The following is a 15,396-nucleotide window of genomic DNA, read 5'->3' as shown; positions in this document are numbered from 1 at the left end:
TTATAAGCCCGGCGACTCAATGGAAAAGGGGCAGAAGCCCGCCCCTTGCGTCGGATCACGCAGATAAACGTTTGTTTTTACGCGGCAAAGAATGCGCTCTAGAGGAGCACCTCGACCCGGGCGGCGACCGGCGATCTCGGGCTTGCCAAAGAGACGCAGCTGAGCGCCCGGCACCAGGGCCAGCGCCTCGGCAACCCCCTGATAGCGGATATCCTGGCTGTGGCCATCGCGCAGCACCACGGCGGAGGCACTCGGCCCGAACTGGGTGATGGTGCCGACCGGCAGCCCCAGGATGGCGCGCACGTGCAGGGCGAACTCGGAGAGATCCTGAGAGATCAGGGTCACCATGCCGGTGTCGTGAGGGCGGGGAGAGACCTCGCTGAACCAGACGTCGTCACCCTTGATGAAGAGCTCCACCCCGAACAGGCCATGGCCACCCAGGGCCTCGACCACCTTGGCGGCGACCTCTTTGGCGCGGGCCAGCGCCAGCTCGCTCATGGCCTGGGGTTGCCAGGATTCGCGGTAGTCACCGTCTTCCTGACGATGGCCTATGGGATCGCAGAAGTGGATGCCGTCCACGGCGCGCACGGTGAGCAAGGTTATCTCGTACTCGAAGGGGACGAAACCTTCGACTATCACCTTGCCACGGCCGGCGCGGCCCCCCTCCTGGGCATAGGTCCAGCTCTCGTCCAGCTTGGCAAGATCCCGCAGCAGGCTCTGGCCCTTGCCGGAGGAGCTCATCACGGGTTTCACCACGCAGGGCAGGCCTATGGCCGCGACGGCGGCAACGAACTCCTCCTTGCTCTGGGCGAAGCGGTAGGAGGAGGTGGGGAGGCCGAGCTCTTCGGCGGCGAGCCGGCGGATCCCCTCCCGGTTCATGGTGAGCTGGGTGGCGCGGGCGTTGGGCACGACCCTGACCCCTTCCTGCTCAAGCTCTGCCAGGGTATCGGTGGCGATGGCCTCAATCTCGGGGATGATGAGGTCGGGCTTGACCTCGGCCACCAGGGCGCGCAGGGCGGCGCCATCGAGCATGTCCAGCACCTGGGCGGCGTGGGCGACCTGCATGGCGGGAGCATTGGCGTAGCGGTCGGCGGCGATCACTTCTATGCCAAGGCGTTGCAGCTCGATGGCGACTTCCTTGCCGAGTTCGCCTGAGCCGAGCAGCAGGGCACGGGTGGCGCCGGGGCGGGTGGCGGTTCCAAACATCTGATCTCTCCTGATGTCCATGGTCAGGGTTGCTGACCCGAGTGAGTAAAAAAAGAGGCACGCATGGCGTACCTCAGGAAACGGATTTGTGGGCGCGCTGCTCCAGATGGGTCAGCAGCGTGATGGCGCCTATGATGATGGCGGCGCCGAGCCACAATCGGCCGGGAGGCGCCCAGCCAAACACCAGCCAGCCCGCCAGCACGTTCATGGGCAGCTTGGCAAAGTCAAAGGGCTGCACGAAGGAGGCCTCGGCCACGCTGTAGGCCCGGGCGATGGACATCTGGGCCAGGGCCGACAGCACCCCTGAGACGGCCACCAGCAGCCACTGGGTTTCGCTCGGCCACTGCCATTCGGGCAGGGCCAGCATGGCGTTGAACGGGGTGCTGAAGATGAGCAGGTAGACCACTATGGTGTGGGACGATTCACTCGCCGCCTGATAGCGCACCAGCAGGGAGTAACCGGCCCAGAACAGGGCGGCCGCCACCGGCAGCAGGGAGGCCCAGTTGAAGTCATCGGTCCAGGGAGCCAGGATCAGCATGGCCCCGACAAAGCCCGCCAGGGTGGCCAGAATGCGCGCCCGGCTCACCTGTTCCTTGAGCAGCAAGGCCGACCCTAAGGTGGCGAACAGGGGGGAGGTCATCAAGAGCGCTATGCCCTGCCAGATGGGCACGGGCACCGCCAGGGCCCAGAGCCAGAACTGGATGCCGATGACCGCCAGGGCGACCCGCAGCAAGTGCAGCCGCAGCTGGTTGGTCATCAGGGATTGGCGCAGGCCGTGGCGGATGAGCCAGGGCAGCAGGCAGATCAGGGCGACCAGATACTGGTGAAAGGCGACCTGGGTCGAGGGGAGGCCGAGCTTGAAGCTGACATACTGGCTCAGGCTGTTGACGGCGGCAAAGCAGAGGCCTGCCACCATCATCCAGACGGCGCCGGCAAAGGGGGAGTGCCTGCGGGAGGGTGCCATGGGATCCGGGTCACTTAAAAAAAGTGCGGCGGATCATAACGGCAATCGTTTGTTCTGCCAAGGCCGGGGTGCTTGCTGAGTACCTCGCTGGCGACTAAGCGTACAAGCATCAAAATATTTGAATAACTTGAGCATCTATTTTCGCTATCCGCCTTGAACCTCAATCTTTATAGTGACCTCCATCGACAGCACAGCTGTTCAACCGACAACCAAATGGAGTTTCACCATGGCCAATATCCTCGTTCTCAAGTCCAGCATCCTGGGCCAGTATTCCCAATCCAACGCCCTGATCGACGGCTACCTGGCCGAGCGCCAGGGTGACAGCGTCACCGTGCGTGATCTGGCAACCCTGAACCTGCCGGTGCTCGACGGCGAGCTGGCCATGGGCCTGCGCGGCGGTGAGAACCTGAACGAGCGTCAGCTGGCCGTGCTGGCCCAGTCCGACGAGCTGGTGGCCGAGCTCAAGGCGAGTGATCTGGTGATCATCGCGGCCCCCATGTACAACTTCAACATCCCGACCCAGCTGAAGAACTGGATCGATCTGGTGGCCCGTGCCGGCGTGACCTTCCGCTACACCGAGACCGGCCCGGTCGGCCTGGTGGAGAACACCCGCGCCCTGGTGGTCAGCCCCCGCGGCGGCCTGCACCTGGGTAATCCTACCGATCTGGTGACCCCTTACATGCGCACCGTGCTGGGCTTTATCGGCATCAACGAGGTGGACTTCATCTACGCCGAGGGCATGGGCATGGGTCCCGAGGCGCAGGCCAAGGGCATAGAGCAGGCCAAGGAGCAGCTGGAAACCCTGGCATACTGATGCCGTGACGCTTGCCTGCTCACCCAGGTCCAGAAACAACAACGCAGCCATCAGGCTGCGTTGTTGTTTTCAGATGGCGGGGACGCCAGTCTTCAATCCCAGATGAAGCGACGGCAGCCGCTGCCGACCAGCAGGCAGACCGCCACCAGGGATCCCAGCAGCAGGCTGCTGAGCCACTGCTCCGTACTCTGGGGCAGATGAGGGGAGAAGAGGCCGATCGTGAAGAGGGCGCTGATGATGATCAGGCTGGTCTGTCGGGTCAGGATCATGGTGTCGTCCTTGGCTGATGGTGAGCGAATTAAGGCTAACCGCCGTCTGTGACAGCCTGATGTATCCATACCTCAGGCCCAGGGTCCAGCGGGGTTGCCTCTCACCTTAGCAGTTTTTGCCGCCACGGCCAGCGCCACGAGACAGCTTGTGATCCGGATCCCTATCTGAACTGCTTTTGATCAGGCTGGTAGTGGAAATCGCCGCCGGCCAGCCGCGCAGTCAGGGCCTCCTTGTCGAGATCCTGCGCCCGGCAGAGATCGTCCAGATCGGCGTAATGATCACGAAGCTGCATGTTGACCAGGCTCAGCAGCATGTTGATGTCCATGGTGGCAAAGCGGGTCAGTGTCATGATTGTTGCTCGCTGTCCAGCAGGTGGAGTTGTTCTATGGCGTCGCTCACGCTTTGCAGGTGCAGCCGTATGCTCTGGCGCGCCTCTGCAGGCAGATAGTCGGTGAGGGTGTGCTGCCAGCTGCCCGCTTCGGTCTTGAGCTGCTGGAACAGGGTGAGCCCCGCCGGGGTGAAGGAGACCAGACTGATGCGCTTGTCCTGTGCGCTGCTCTCGGTGAACAGTATGCCCTTCTCCACCAGACGGTGGATCTCGCGGGAGATCCGCACCTTGTCCATCCCGCTCGCCTCCACCAGCTCTTTCTGGCTGATGGGGTAGTGGGGGCCAAGCACCATCATCAGGCGCCATTGGGGCACCGTCAGCTGGTACCGCTGCTGGTAAAACTGTTCAAAGGTATCGCGCACCATTTCAGCGGCATGGACCAGCTGATAGGGGGGATAGTGCGCGAGCAGCTCTATGATCTTCGACATATGACATCCTGCTGTGGCGGCTGCATCGGGTGCAGTTTCTCTTGATACTTTGACCTTGATGATACGTAACACAAGGGCATTTGTCTGAACGGGCACCAGAAAAATGTGCGTTTGCGCACGTGTTGCGTCACGGATCCGGCAACCAGGGTCTCAACTGGCCTTGCTGTTTACACTTTTACGCAGCCAGATCAAGGCATTATGAGCAAGCCAGGCCTCGCGGCTCTGGAGCGCATAGAGCGCGGCCTCGTCGCGGCTCCCCCCCTGCCAGTGGCGGGGCTCCTGCTTGGGCAGCCTGCGCTGGCCCAGCAGGGTGGCGGGCACATGGGGGTTGGCGCCAAGGGCGGCGGCCAGATGGGGCTGCGCCGCCAGCTCGCCTTGGGTGGCAAACACCATCAGCGCCTTGTTGTAGCGCAGCCAGCAGGAGGCTTCATTGAAGCGCACCAGCAGGCCCTGCAGGGCGGCCCAGTCCCCTTGCCAGGCATAGAGGCTGGAGAGAGGGTGACGACAGCCAGGCTCGTCGGCCTGACAAAGGTCGAGCAGGGCCAGGTATGCCTGGCGGGCCTGCTCCTGCTGCCCCAGTCGCAGCAGGCAATCGGCCCGGCCCGCCTGGGCCGCGATCAGTGGGCGGGCCTCGGGGGAGCTCCAGCCGCGGCCTGCGTGTTGTTGCCAGAAGGCCTCGTCGAACAGGGGGCTGGCATCGGCGATGATGCGGTCAAACCAGGAGAGGCGGGCGAGGGGATCGCGGCACTGCGCCGCCTGCTCGAACCATTGCTGCCACTGGCGGGTCTGTTCGTTGTCGGGAAGCGGTTCTTCTTCATGCCGTGCCCCATCCTGATCCAGGGTCAGCAGAAGGTTGAGGGCCGTCTTCATCTGCTGGCGCTGCCGCTTGCAAAAATCCAGGAAGGGCAGCTCGCTGGCCGCGGCCTGATGCAGCATCTGGGCCATGGGCCTGTCACGGAACAGGCAGAGTTCGGCCACCAGGCTGAAGCGGTACCGGGTGGTGGTATCGTTCAGATCCGTCGGCGTGGGCCAGCGGGCCACCCCCTGACTGAAGCCGTAACTCCACTGGCCGAGGGGGTGGCTCTGCTCGAATACCTGCTCCGGGGTCTCGTTAGAGAGCCGGCACTGGCTCGGCAAGACCAGCTGGGCGTCGTCGGCCTGGGCCTCCAGCTCGGCGATCAGGTGATGCAGCGCCTCGGCACTCTTCTCGTCAAGCTCGGCGTCACGGGGCAGCAACCCGGCCAGGGGATCTTGCCAGTCAGGGGCGATCGGCCCCGTCAGACGGGCGCAGAGAAAGCCGTGCAGGGCCGGGTAACTCATGTCCTGCTGGCTGTGGCTCTGGATCCATTGATTGAGATGACGGGTACGAGTGGCTGGGTTCATCGACGCTTCCTCTGGATTTGACGGCCGCGAAGTCTACCTAAAAGTGGGGTTATTTGCAGCCAAGGGGCGACCGAGTGCTGCTAATATCGCCAATACAGGGCCACCCCGAGGTGAAAATCCTGTGGGGGGACGGGCAAGGGACTAGGTCCTGTCACGGCTCTGGGGTAACATGCGCGCCTGCATGAAAAAACCTGAGCCCTTGTCCTCCCTCAGCCGACGACAGGGGCGATGCGCATTATTACGGGCCATGAACTGCAGGCCCATCCAGATATTGAAAGAAGAGATCACCATGTTACAGATTGGCAAGATGAACACCCTCACCGTAGTCGAGCTCGAAGATCGTGGCGCCTGGCTGGCCGCGGGGGAATATGGCGAGCTGCTGTTGCCCAAGCGTCAACTGCCGGAAGGCGTCGCCGAAGATGGCGAGGTGTCCGTCTTTCTCTATCTGGACGCAGATTGCGAGCCGGTGATCACCACCGACAAGCCCTTTGCCATGGTGGGTGACATCGTCGGCCTCAAGGTGGTCAACGCCAACAAGATCGGCGCCTTCCTCGACTGGGGCATGAAAAAGGATCTGTTCGTGCCAAGCCGCGAGCAGAACAAGCCGATGCAGGTGGGCCATGTCTACCTGGTGCACCTGATGCTGGACAACGAGGGACGCATGGTGGGCACCAGCCGCCTCGAGCGCTTCCTGCGCGTCGATCCCCCCTTCAAGGCCGGTGACGAAGTCACTGCACTGCCCGGGGAACACACCCCCCTCGGCATCAAGGCCGTGGTCAACGGTCAGTACTCCGGCATGCTGTTCAAGAACGAGGTGTTCGGCCGCTTGATGACGGGCCGACCGCTGACCGCCTGGGTCAAGCAGGTCCGTGAGGATGGCAAGCTGGACCTGACCCTGCAAAAACCGGGGCAGGATCGGATGGATGATGCCGGCGGCCGTATTCTCACCCGCTTGCAGAAGCAGGGCGGCAGTCTGGCGGTGGGGGACAAGAGCGAACCCGAGCTCATCTACAAGATGTTCAATATGAGCAAGGGCACCTTCAAGAAGGCCATAGGCGGGCTCTACAAGCAGGGCAAGATCGTCATCGAAGACAACAGCATCACGCTGGTTGCAACAGAGACCAGCTCGGCCCAGGACGGCGAATAAGGTGCCGAGTCCCTGCATCGGCGACTGCCGGGCCAAGGATGGACTCTGCCTCGGTTGCGGGCGCACCCTGACCGAGATAGGCCAGTGGTCCGCCATGGACAGCGAGGCCCAGCTGGCCCGCATGGCCGAGCTGGATGGCACGCGCAGCACCCATCAGTGCCCGGGATGCGGCGAGCCGGCGTTTTGCGCCGTCTCCGCCGGTGAACCCATAGAGCGCTGCTGGTGCAGCCAGCTGCCCTCCTTGCCCATGAGCGAGGCGAGCGCCTGCTGGTGCCGCCGCTGTCTGGCCAAGGCCATAGCGGCTCGCCCCTGAAGGGGTAAACCGCAGAGACGAAAAAGGCGCCAGGGGCGCCTTTTCTTATGCCTGTTGCTGGCGGTGCCAGCGGACATGGACCTCGTGTTCGCTCTGATCCCGGGGCAGCAGGAAGGTGGCGTAGATCACCTCGAACTCCTCCTGATGATCCAGCAAGCCGACCCACACCTCGGCCCAACGCTCCATGTCGACCGGCACGCCGAGCTCGGTCGACCAGTCGGCGTTGGGCAGGGTCGCCTCGACGGCGCCACGCTGCTCGAATTCGAGAGTGATGTCGACGATTTGTTCGGGGGCCAGCATGTCGGCGGCCTGCTCCAGAAACTGATCATAGGCCCACTCGACCAGCTGATCCGGGCTACGTTGTTCCATGAAATCACTCCAGATACGTCCAGGTTCGCCACTTTAACAATTATTGGGGATGGCGGCCAGCGCGTGAGGCTGGCAACCCGTGCTGTCAAATGGCCGAAACAGGGGATAAGGTTAACAGAGCCGCCGCCATCGGGCGGCATGATGAGGCATCTGGGCAGCATGAAGCGACGACAGTACAGGCGGCAGATCAAGCGGCGACGGGAGACCTGGTGGTGGCACTATTTGCCGTTGCACCGGGAGGTCATCGGCGGCCATCTGGGGCCGGCCTCCGACCCCGTCGACGAACCTAGCCGGCCTCGTGCACCCGGTTCAGGGTGACCTGGCCGAGCTGACTCATCTGGCGGCGGATCCAGGCCGAGCGCTGCTGCACATAGGGCGAGGGGGGCTTGACCCGGTAGCGCCAGGGATTGGGCAGGGCGGCGGCCAGCAAGGAGGCCTCGTAGCGGGTCAGGCGCGACGCCGGTTTGCCGAAGTAGTGCCTGGCGGCGGCCTCGGCGCCATAGATGCCGGGCCCGAACTCTACTATATTCAGATACACCTCGAGGATACGGGACTTGTCCCAGCCCAGCTCCATCAGCAGGGTGAACCAGGCCTCTATCCCCTTGCGCAGCAAGCTGCGATCGCTCCACATGAAGAGATTCTTCGCCGTCTGCTGGCTCAGGGTACTGGCCCCGCGCACCCGCCGGCTTTGCTGGTTGTGTTTGAGGGCCGAGCTGATGGCATCCATGTCGAAGCCGTTATGATCGGCGAAGCGCTGATCCTCGGCGGCGATCACCGCCAGTTGCAACTCCCGCGAGATACGCTCGAGGGGCACCCAGTCGTGCCTGACCTCGGCCACCTTGGCGGGGGGAAACAGCGCCCGCTCGAGGCGCCAGGTCCACATGGGGGGATCGATGAAGCGCAGCAGCGCCACCGAGACGATGGAGCTGACCAGCGCCGCCAGCAGCAGCTTGCCGAGCCAGCCCAGCAGGCGCCGCCAGCGCGTCGGTCTCACGGGCTCAGGCTCTGAGTCCCACTCATAGTGACCGGGATCGTCGGGATCCGGAATTATTGGGGCAGCCATTCGATGTGGCAAAACTTCTCGTCGACACGGCGGGAGAGCAGCATGCGGGCGAACAGGTGCTCATACTCTTGCTCGGCATTGCCAAGGCCAACCCAGATTTCGGCGTACTCGGCATCGCTCACGGCAAACCCCACGTCCGCTTCCCAGTCATCGGCGGGGTCGGTCTCCGCCAGCAGACCCCGATCGTTGAAGGCCTGGTTGAACAGGGCTATCTCCTGCTCGGGCAGGTTGTCCGAGGCCAGCTCCATGAAGAGTTCGAGGGCGGTATCGAGCAGTTCCTCGACGCTGTGCATTTCGTCATTCAAAGACATAAGACCTGTATTCCAGATGAGGGGGAGAGGGCCCGTCGGCAGGGCCGAGGGGGCGGGCAGTATTCTAGCTGGCCCCGCACGCCTTGGCGAGATGCCTCTGCGCCAGGCAATAAAAAACCGGATCCTGCTACAGGATCCGGTCTTCATTGAGGGAAGGGGTCACGCATGGGGCGTCAGCTCATCCCTTCTTGTCATCGGCGAAGGTGATGTTGAGCTCCAGTACCGACAGCTCGTCACTCTTCTTATCGAGCTGGACGGTGATCTTGTCCGGATCGATCTGCACATACTTGCGGATCACGTCGAGGAGATCCTGCTTGAGCTGGGGCAGGTAATCCGGCCCCCCTCTTGAAGAACGCTCGTGCGCGACTATGATCTGCAACCGCTCTTTGGCCAGTTGTGCGGTGTTTTGTTTCTTGTTGGAACGAAAATAATCCAATAATGACATGTTTAACTCCCGAACAGTCGGCTAAAGAAGCCCTTCTTTTCTTCTTCCAGAAAACGAAAATCCTTGGTGTCACCCAGCAGGCGGGCAACGGCGTCCTCATAGGCCTGACCGGCATCGGACTCCTTGTCCAGAATGACCGGCTCCCCCGAGTTGGAGGCGCGCAGCACCGCCTGGGACTCCGGGATCACTCCGAGCAGTTTGATGGCCAGGATCTCCTGCACATCCTGCACGCTCAGCATGTCGCCACGGCTGACGCGAGTCGGGCAGTAGCGGGTCAGCAACAGGTGCTCCTTGATGGGGTCTTCCCCGCGCTCGGCGCGGCGGGACTTGGAGGCCAGGATGCCAAGGATGCGATCCGAGTCACGCACGGAAGAGACTTCCGGGTTGGTGGTGACGATGGCCTCGTCGGCGAAATAGAGCGCCATCAGGGCCCCCGCCTCGATGCCGGCCGGGGAGTCGCAGACGATGTAATCGAACTTCATCTCCGCCAGCTGATCCAGGATCTTCTCGACCCCTTCGCGGGTCAGGGCGTCCTTGTCCCGGGTCTGGGAGGCAGGCAGGATGAACAGATTCTCGGAACGCTTGTCCTTGATGAGGGCCTGGTTGAGGTTGGCCTCACCGTTGATCACATTGACGAAGTCATACACCACGCGCCGCTCGCAGCCCATGATGAGATCCAGGTTTCGCAGGCCAATGTCAAAATCGATGACCACTGTCTTGTGGCCACGCTGGGCCAAGCCGGTGCTCAGGGCCGCGCTGGTTGTGGTCTTGCCAACGCCACCTTTGCCCGATGTAACGACTATGATTCGCGCCATTCTCGCTTCCTTGTAACTCTATTTGATGCGGTCTATTCGGAGTTGTTCGTTGTCCAGCCGGATATGGACTGGCTCTTGTATCAGGCCTGCCGGCAGTGCATCGCTGAGCTGGAAGGTGCCCGCGATGGAGAGCAGCTCGGCCTGCAATTGCTGGCAATAAATGCGGGCAAGGGGATTGCCCTTGGCCCCCGCGATGGCACGGCCACGCAGGGCGCCATAAATATGGATGCTGTCGTCGGCGATGACTTCGGCCCCCGGACTGACCGAGCCCAGCACCACCAGCGAGGTGCCGGCAGCATAGATCTGCTGGCCGGAGCGCACCGGCCCGACGTGGACCTTGGTCGGCTCCAGGGTCTGAACCGGGGCGACCTGGGCCACCTCCACGGGTTCAGGTGCTGGCGCTGGCGCCGGTGCCACAGGCTCGGCCTTGCGGCTCTTGCCCGACACCATGACGGCCAGCCCGGCCGCCTTGGCCGCCGTCTTCATCGCCTCATCCCGCGCCCCCGTGATGCCGACCAGCACGAAATCTTCCGACTCGACCAGCTCCCTGAGCTGCTCGAAATCGGGGATATCGCTGAGGCGTTCCACATTGAGGACGAGGGGGGCACAATTAAAAAACTGGGGAGCCTGCGCGACCTTGGCCTCCAGCAGTTGTCGGATCCGGTCCGGATTGCCATCGCTGAGATGCAACACAGAAATAGTGAAGGTGGTCCCTTTCAATTCGTTATCGCGTTCAACCATGAATCTTCCCCGAACCGAGACGGTAATACGTTATTGTTATTCAATTCCTGATGTTATAGTTTGCCACCACCAGAGGCAATGAACCCGTCGGATTATATCAATTTCCATGTTGTGTGCAGTCTATAAAAGTCGCAAAAAAGCCGAGACCTATCTCTTTATTGAAAGAAGAGAGGACTTTTCCCGTGTGCCAGAGGCACTGATGAGTACCTTCGGACGCCCCGAGCTGGTCTTGATGACCAAGCTGGACCCGGCCAAGCCCCTGGGGATCGCCTCCACCGAGCGGGTGATGGCGGCCTTGCAGAGCCAGGGTTTCTATCTGCAGGTGCCGCCGCCACCGGAAAATTTGCTGGAGCAGCACAAGGCACAATTAAAAGGCTCCCGCTGATGCAGGGGAGGCTGGCACTGTTATTGTTGAGCGCACTATTAAGTGCACCCCTGGAGGCCAGCGTCGATTTTGACCATTATGTGACGAGTCTCAAACAGCAAGCCCTGGCGGCCGGCATCCAGCCTGCGACGGTAACGGCCGCTTTTGCCGATATTCGCCTCATAGAGGCGGCCATCAAGCACGACAAAAATCAGCCGGAATTCAAACTGACCCTGGATTCCTATATTCCCCGTGCCGTGCCCCAATGGAAAGTCAAGCAAGCCCGCGCCTTATATCGCCAGCATCTGCCGCTGCTCACGAAAATAGGCGATGAATATGGGGTGCAGCCCCGTTTTATTGTCGCCTTGTGGGGCATAGAAACCAATTTCGGCAAACTCACCGGTAATTTCCCGCTGGTCTCCTCCCTGGCGACCCTGGCCTGGGAAGGGCGACGGGAAGCCTTCTTCAAGGATCAGCTGTTCGATGCCCTGCGCATCATAGAGCAGGGGCACGTGAGCCCCGCCGCCTTCAAGGGCTCCTGGGCGGGGGCCATGGGGCAGGTGCAGTTCATGCCCTCGTCCTTCCTCAAGTACGCGGTCGATCAGGACGGGGATGGCAGGAAGGATCTGTGGGGCAATCTGGCGGATGTGTTTGGATCGGCAGCCAATTATCTGCATCAGAACGGCTGGCGAGAGGATCAGACCTGGGGACGGCGGGTGAGGGTGCCCGACGCCCTCAAGCCCGCCCTGTTTGGCCTGGAGCAGCGCAAGCCGCTTCAGGCCTGGCAGGCGCTCGGGGTGCGGCAACTGGATGGCTCACTGCTGCCCAACGTCGAGATGCAGGCCTCCCTCATCCGGCCCGATGACGTCCATGGCCGCAGTTATCTTGCCTATGACAATTACCGGGTGCTGCGCCACTGGAACCGCTCCCCCTATTTCGTGGTGGCGGTTGGCACCCTTGCGGATCGGATAGTGGAATAAAAGTGGAATAGAAGAGCGGAGCAAGTGCGGGATAAAAGTGGGATAAGAGCGGAATAAGATGGTGAGGGGGTCGCCGAATAAGATAGCAAATTCATCCCTCCCCACTTTGCCCCCTGACGGATGAATTGCCCCCTTTCCTCTTTATTCTTCATGTCAGTGCCTCTGCCCCTGAAAAAAAGGCAGAAAAAAGGCGGGAATCTCTCCCGCCTTTTTTGCATCTGCTGTCTGCCGCTTATTCGCAGGCAACCTGCATCACCTTGATGGCCAGGCCACCGCGGGAGGTTTCACGGTACTTGGAGTCCATGTCCTTGCCGGTGATGTACATGGTCTCGATGACCTTGTCCAGGGAAACACGGGGCTTGGAGGTACGACGCAGGGCCATGCGGGAGGAGTTGACCGCCTTCATGGCGGCGATGGCGTTGCGCTCGATGCAGGGCACCTGTACCTGACCGGCGACCGGATCGCAGGTCAGACCCAGGTTGTGCTCCATGCCGATCTCGGCCGCTTCACACACCTGCTCCGGGCTGCCGCCCATGAGTTCGGTCAGGCCAGCGGCGGCCATGGAGCAGGAGACACCCACTTCACCCTGGCAACCCACTTCGGCACCCGAGATGGAGGCGTTCATCTTGTAGAGCATGCCGACGGCGGCGGCGGCCAGGTAGAAGCGGGTATATTCGTCGCGGCCGACCGGCTGGATGAACTTGTCGTAGTAGGCCAGCACGGCCGGGATGATGCCCGCGGCGCCGTTGGTCGGGGCGGTGACGACGCGGCCACCGGCGGCATTCTCTTCACTCACCGCGAGAGCGAACATGTTGACCCAGTCAACGATGCTCATGGGGTCGTTGGAGAGATGCTCGTTGGTGGTCAGCTGACGGTAGAGGGGAGCGGCACGGCGCGGCACCCGCAGCGGGCCTGCCAGGACACCCTCGGTGCGGCAGCCGCGCTCTATCCCTTCACGCATGGTGGTCCAGATCTTGCCGAGCTTCTTGTAGATCTCTTCCGGGGTGTTGAAGCACTTCTCGTTTTCCAGCATCAGGGCGGAGATGGAGAGACCGGTCTGGCCGCAGTGGGCGAGCAGCTCGGCGGCGCTCTTGAAGGGGTAGTTGACGGTCATGTCGCCGCTGTCGGCCTTGCCGAAACTCTCTTCATCGACGATGAAGCCACCGCCGATGGAGTAATAGGTCTTGCTGTAGATGGCCTCGTCTTCGATGAAGGCGGTCAGCTTCATGCCGTTCTCGTGCAGGGGCAGGGCCTCGTCATGGAACACCATGGCGCCTTTCGGGAAGCTGACGGTGTGGCAGTGCAGGCCTATGGGCAGACGACCGGTCTGCTCGACCCGGGAGATGAATTCAGGAATGCCGTCGATGTCGACATTTTCCGGCAGGTTGCCGGCCAGCCCCATGATGATGGCGGTGTCGGTGTGGTGGCCTTTGCCGGTCCAGGAGAGGGAGCCATAGACGTCAACCTGGATCCGGGTGATGTCACGGATCTTGCCGCTAGCACGCAGATCATCCACGAACTGTTTGGCTGCTTTCATCGGGCCGACAGTGTGGGAAGAGGAGGGGCCAACACCGATTTTGAAGATATCAAAAACGCTGATCATGTAACAATTACCTCAGGGTAGAAGGGGGCGCCATGCCCGCTCGCAGAAAGGGTGATCCATGGGACGGGTCTGTCGTCACAAAGGCCAGGGAACCAGATAACCGCAGTGTAACGGCTTCCTGCCTAAAAAAAGTTGAAATAGATCTATTTTTGTTGAATTCACGGCGCGAGTATAAAATTTATTTTGATGGTTATCCATTTTGTTAAGCGCAAGGCAAACGTTTTGCGAAAAAATACCCGGCCAGGCCGGGTATCTGAGGGTCATCTGAGGTCGTTTTACCCAGGCTTAACATTCGGTGATGTTGACGGCGAGGCCGCCGCGGGCTGTCTCCTTGTACTTGGTCTTCATGTCGTTGCCGGTTTCCCACATGGTCCTGATCACCTTGTCCAGGGAGACCTTGTGCTCGCCTGTGCCACGCAGGGCCAGGCGGGCGGCGTTGATCGCCTTGACCGCCCCCATGGCGTTGCGCTCTATGCAGGGCACCTGCACCAGGCCGCCGATGGGATCGCAGGTCAAACCCAGGTTGTGTTCCATGCCGATCTCGGCGGCGTTCTCGACCACGGCCGGACTGCCGCCAAGCAGCTCGGCCAGGGCGCCGGCGGCCATGGAGCAGGCGACCCCCACTTCTCCCTGACAGCCCACCTCGGCCCCCGACAGGGAGGCGTTCTTCTTATATAAGATGCCGATGGCGGCGGCGGTGAGGAAGTACTGCATCAGCAGCTCGTCATCCACCTTGCGCACGAAGCGATCGTAATAGTGCAGCACGGCGGGGATGATGCCGGCGGCGCCGTTGGTGGGGGCTGTCACCACCCGGCCACCAGCGGCATTCTCCTCGTTGACGGCCAGGGCAAACAGGTCCACCCACTCCATCACCATCAGGGGATCCTTGTTGAAGTTGGTCTCGCCACAGAGCTGGCGATAGAGGGCAGGGGCGCGGCGCTTCACCTTGAGCCCCCCCGGCAACACCCCCTCGCTCCTGCAACCGCGCTCGACACAACCCTGCATCGCCTGCCAGATCTTGCGCAGGCCCGCCTTTATCTCGGCTTCGCTGCGAAACACCTTCTCATTGGCCAGCATCAGTCCCGAGATGGAGAGGCCGCTCTCCTGGCAGTGGGCCAGCAGCTGGGCCCCGCTCTCGAAGGGGTAGGGGACGGGGTGGGCGGCATCGAAGCGGGCGGCCTCTTCCCGGGCGTTGGCGAAGTGGCTCTCCTCTATGATGAAGCCGCCACCGATGGAGTAGTAGGTCTGCTCAAACAGCAGGCTGTCGCCCGCGAAGGCGCGCAGTGTCATGCCGTTGGAGTGGGCGGGCAGGGTCTTGCGCCGATTGAAGATGATGGCACCGACGCGGGGGAACTGGCTCGGTTGCTCCCCTCCCAGCCGCAGGGTCTGGCTGTGTTCTACCTGATCGAGGAAGGCGGGGATGGCCTCGATGTCCACGGATTCGGGTTCAAAGCCGGCCAGCCCCAGGATGATGGCCTTGCCGGTACCATGCCCCTTGCCGGTCTGGCCGAGGGAGCCGTAGCACTCGACCACGACGCGCTCGGTGCGGGAGAGAAGTGCGCTCTGCTTGAGGGTGCGCACGAAGGCGCAGGCTGCCCGCATCGGCCCCACTGTGTGGGAGGAGGAGGGACCAATCCCGATGGAAAACAGGTCGAAGACACTGATCATGACGTACTCCGATTATGGATTTCGTCTAAACATTGTAAATTTTTTGTAGTCGATGAAAAGGGGGGAAGCAACAGCCTGTGATGGCGGTGTGGAAATGGGGCAAAACAGGGGGATCAGGGGCGCC

General features: G+C 61.9%; 18 protein-coding genes and 1 pseudogene. 5 read left to right on the top strand and 14 right to left on the bottom strand.

From position 1 onward, the window contains the following. Nucleotides 1-120: 120 nt before the first annotated feature. A pseudogene (purT, locus tag AB5Y91_RS09860) lies at nt 121-1,206 on the bottom strand (formate-dependent phosphoribosylglycinamide formyltransferase); the annotation flags it as partial. Nucleotides 1,207-1,279: 73 nt separating this feature from the next. Beyond that, complete coding sequence (locus tag AB5Y91_RS09855; RefSeq protein ID WP_368169666.1) at nt 1,280-2,170, bottom strand: DMT family transporter; 891 nt, start codon at nt 2,168-2,170, stop codon at nt 1,280-1,282. Nucleotides 2,171-2,396: 226 nt separating this feature from the next. Between AB5Y91_RS09855 and AB5Y91_RS09850 the strand changes: the two genes are divergently transcribed. After that, nucleotides 2,397-2,984 carry an FMN-dependent NADH-azoreductase gene (locus tag AB5Y91_RS09850; RefSeq protein WP_025326879.1) on the top strand — a complete coding sequence of 196 codons (588 nt, stop codon included), beginning with the start codon at nt 2,397-2,399 and terminating at the stop codon, nt 2,982-2,984. Between the two features lie 92 nt (nt 2,985-3,076). Here the strand turns inward: AB5Y91_RS09850 and AB5Y91_RS09845 are convergent, their stop codons facing one another. The 4 genes from AB5Y91_RS09845 to AB5Y91_RS09830 form a co-directional block, all read right to left on the bottom strand. Beyond that, on the bottom strand, nt 3,077-3,253 hold the full coding sequence (locus tag AB5Y91_RS09845; protein ID WP_163137691.1) for a hypothetical protein: 177 nt from the start codon (nt 3,251-3,253) through the stop codon (nt 3,077-3,079). A 161-nt stretch (nt 3,254-3,414) separates the two neighbouring features. After that, nucleotides 3,415-3,603: a DUF4250 domain-containing protein gene (locus AB5Y91_RS09840; protein ID WP_106886871.1), complete on the bottom strand. Its 189-nt coding sequence runs from the start codon at nt 3,601-3,603 to the stop codon at nt 3,415-3,417. Continuing rightward, a complete protein-coding gene (locus tag AB5Y91_RS09835; protein WP_005331665.1) occupies nt 3,600-4,070 on the bottom strand; it encodes a MarR family winged helix-turn-helix transcriptional regulator in 471 nt (156 codons plus the stop codon). The genes AB5Y91_RS09840 and AB5Y91_RS09835 overlap by 4 nt, the downstream gene beginning before the upstream one ends. A 150-nt stretch (nt 4,071-4,220) precedes the next feature. Further along, nucleotides 4,221-5,453 (bottom strand): UPF0149 family protein, encoded by a 1,233-nt coding sequence (locus AB5Y91_RS09830; RefSeq protein WP_368169665.1) that lies wholly within the window; start codon nt 5,451-5,453, stop codon nt 4,221-4,223. 271 nt (nt 5,454-5,724) lie between these two features. Between AB5Y91_RS09830 and AB5Y91_RS09825 the strand changes: the two genes are divergently transcribed. Further along, nucleotides 5,725-6,600: a S1 RNA-binding domain-containing protein gene (locus AB5Y91_RS09825; RefSeq protein WP_368169664.1), complete on the top strand. Its 876-nt coding sequence runs from the start codon at nt 5,725-5,727 to the stop codon at nt 6,598-6,600. A 1-nt stretch (nt 6,601) separates the two neighbouring features. Further along, nucleotides 6,602-6,913, top strand: a complete 312-nt coding sequence (locus tag AB5Y91_RS09820; protein WP_005331684.1) for a DUF1289 domain-containing protein — start codon at nt 6,602-6,604, stop codon at nt 6,911-6,913. A 45-nt stretch (nt 6,914-6,958) separates the two neighbouring features. On the opposite strand, the gene AB5Y91_RS09815 is transcribed toward AB5Y91_RS09820, so the two are convergent. The 6 genes from AB5Y91_RS09815 to minC form a co-directional block, all read right to left on the bottom strand. Further along, entirely contained in the window at nt 6,959-7,282 is a 324-nt protein-coding gene (locus AB5Y91_RS09815) for an HI1450 family dsDNA-mimic protein (protein ID WP_005331685.1), read from the bottom strand. A gap of 286 nt (nt 7,283-7,568) precedes the next feature. Further along, complete coding sequence (mtgA, locus tag AB5Y91_RS09810) at nt 7,569-8,276, bottom strand: monofunctional biosynthetic peptidoglycan transglycosylase (protein ID WP_368169747.1); 708 nt, start codon at nt 8,274-8,276, stop codon at nt 7,569-7,571. Between the two features lie 53 nt (nt 8,277-8,329). Next, nucleotides 8,330-8,656: an HI1450 family dsDNA-mimic protein gene (locus tag AB5Y91_RS09805; RefSeq protein WP_041205707.1), complete on the bottom strand. Its 327-nt coding sequence runs from the start codon at nt 8,654-8,656 to the stop codon at nt 8,330-8,332. Nucleotides 8,657-8,834: 178 nt separating this feature from the next. After that, entirely contained in the window at nt 8,835-9,101 is a 267-nt protein-coding gene (gene minE, locus AB5Y91_RS09800; RefSeq protein ID WP_005311265.1) for a cell division topological specificity factor MinE, read from the bottom strand. Between the two features lie 2 nt (nt 9,102-9,103). Beyond that, on the bottom strand, nt 9,104-9,916 hold the full coding sequence (minD, locus tag AB5Y91_RS09795) for a septum site-determining protein MinD (RefSeq protein WP_098984135.1): 813 nt from the start codon (nt 9,914-9,916) through the stop codon (nt 9,104-9,106). An 18-nt stretch (nt 9,917-9,934) separates the two neighbouring features. Next, entirely contained in the window at nt 9,935-10,657 is a 723-nt protein-coding gene (gene minC, locus AB5Y91_RS09790) for a septum site-determining protein MinC (RefSeq protein WP_368169663.1), read from the bottom strand. Nucleotides 10,658-10,763: 106 nt separating this feature from the next. Here minC and AB5Y91_RS09785 point away from each other — a divergent pair, with 106 nt between their 5' ends. Then, nucleotides 10,764-11,042, top strand: coding sequence for a YcgL domain-containing protein (locus AB5Y91_RS09785; protein ID WP_106886864.1), 279 nt, complete (start codon nt 10,764-10,766; stop codon nt 11,040-11,042). Then, nucleotides 11,042-12,001, top strand: coding sequence for a lytic transglycosylase domain-containing protein (locus AB5Y91_RS09780; RefSeq protein ID WP_368169662.1), 960 nt, complete (start codon nt 11,042-11,044; stop codon nt 11,999-12,001). Before AB5Y91_RS09785 ends, AB5Y91_RS09780 begins: the two co-directional genes overlap by 1 nt. Before the next feature lie 232 nt (nt 12,002-12,233). Here the strand turns inward: AB5Y91_RS09780 and AB5Y91_RS09775 are convergent, their stop codons facing one another. Both AB5Y91_RS09775 and AB5Y91_RS09770 read right to left on the bottom strand, forming a co-directional pair. Then, nucleotides 12,234-13,604, bottom strand: coding sequence for an L-serine ammonia-lyase (locus AB5Y91_RS09775; RefSeq protein ID WP_025326890.1), 1,371 nt, complete (start codon nt 13,602-13,604; stop codon nt 12,234-12,236). A 285-nt stretch (nt 13,605-13,889) separates the two neighbouring features. Further along, nucleotides 13,890-15,272, bottom strand: a complete 1,383-nt coding sequence (locus AB5Y91_RS09770; RefSeq protein ID WP_368169661.1) for an L-serine ammonia-lyase — start codon at nt 15,270-15,272, stop codon at nt 13,890-13,892. Nucleotides 15,273-15,396: the final 124 nt, after the last annotated feature.

The organism is Aeromonas sp. R4-3 (assembly GCF_040908275.1).
Classification (GTDB): Bacteria; Pseudomonadota; Gammaproteobacteria; order Enterobacterales; family Aeromonadaceae; genus Aeromonas; species Aeromonas rivipollensis.
The sequence above is the reverse complement of the archived record's forward strand: the minus strand, read 5'-3'. Positions and strand labels throughout refer to the sequence as shown.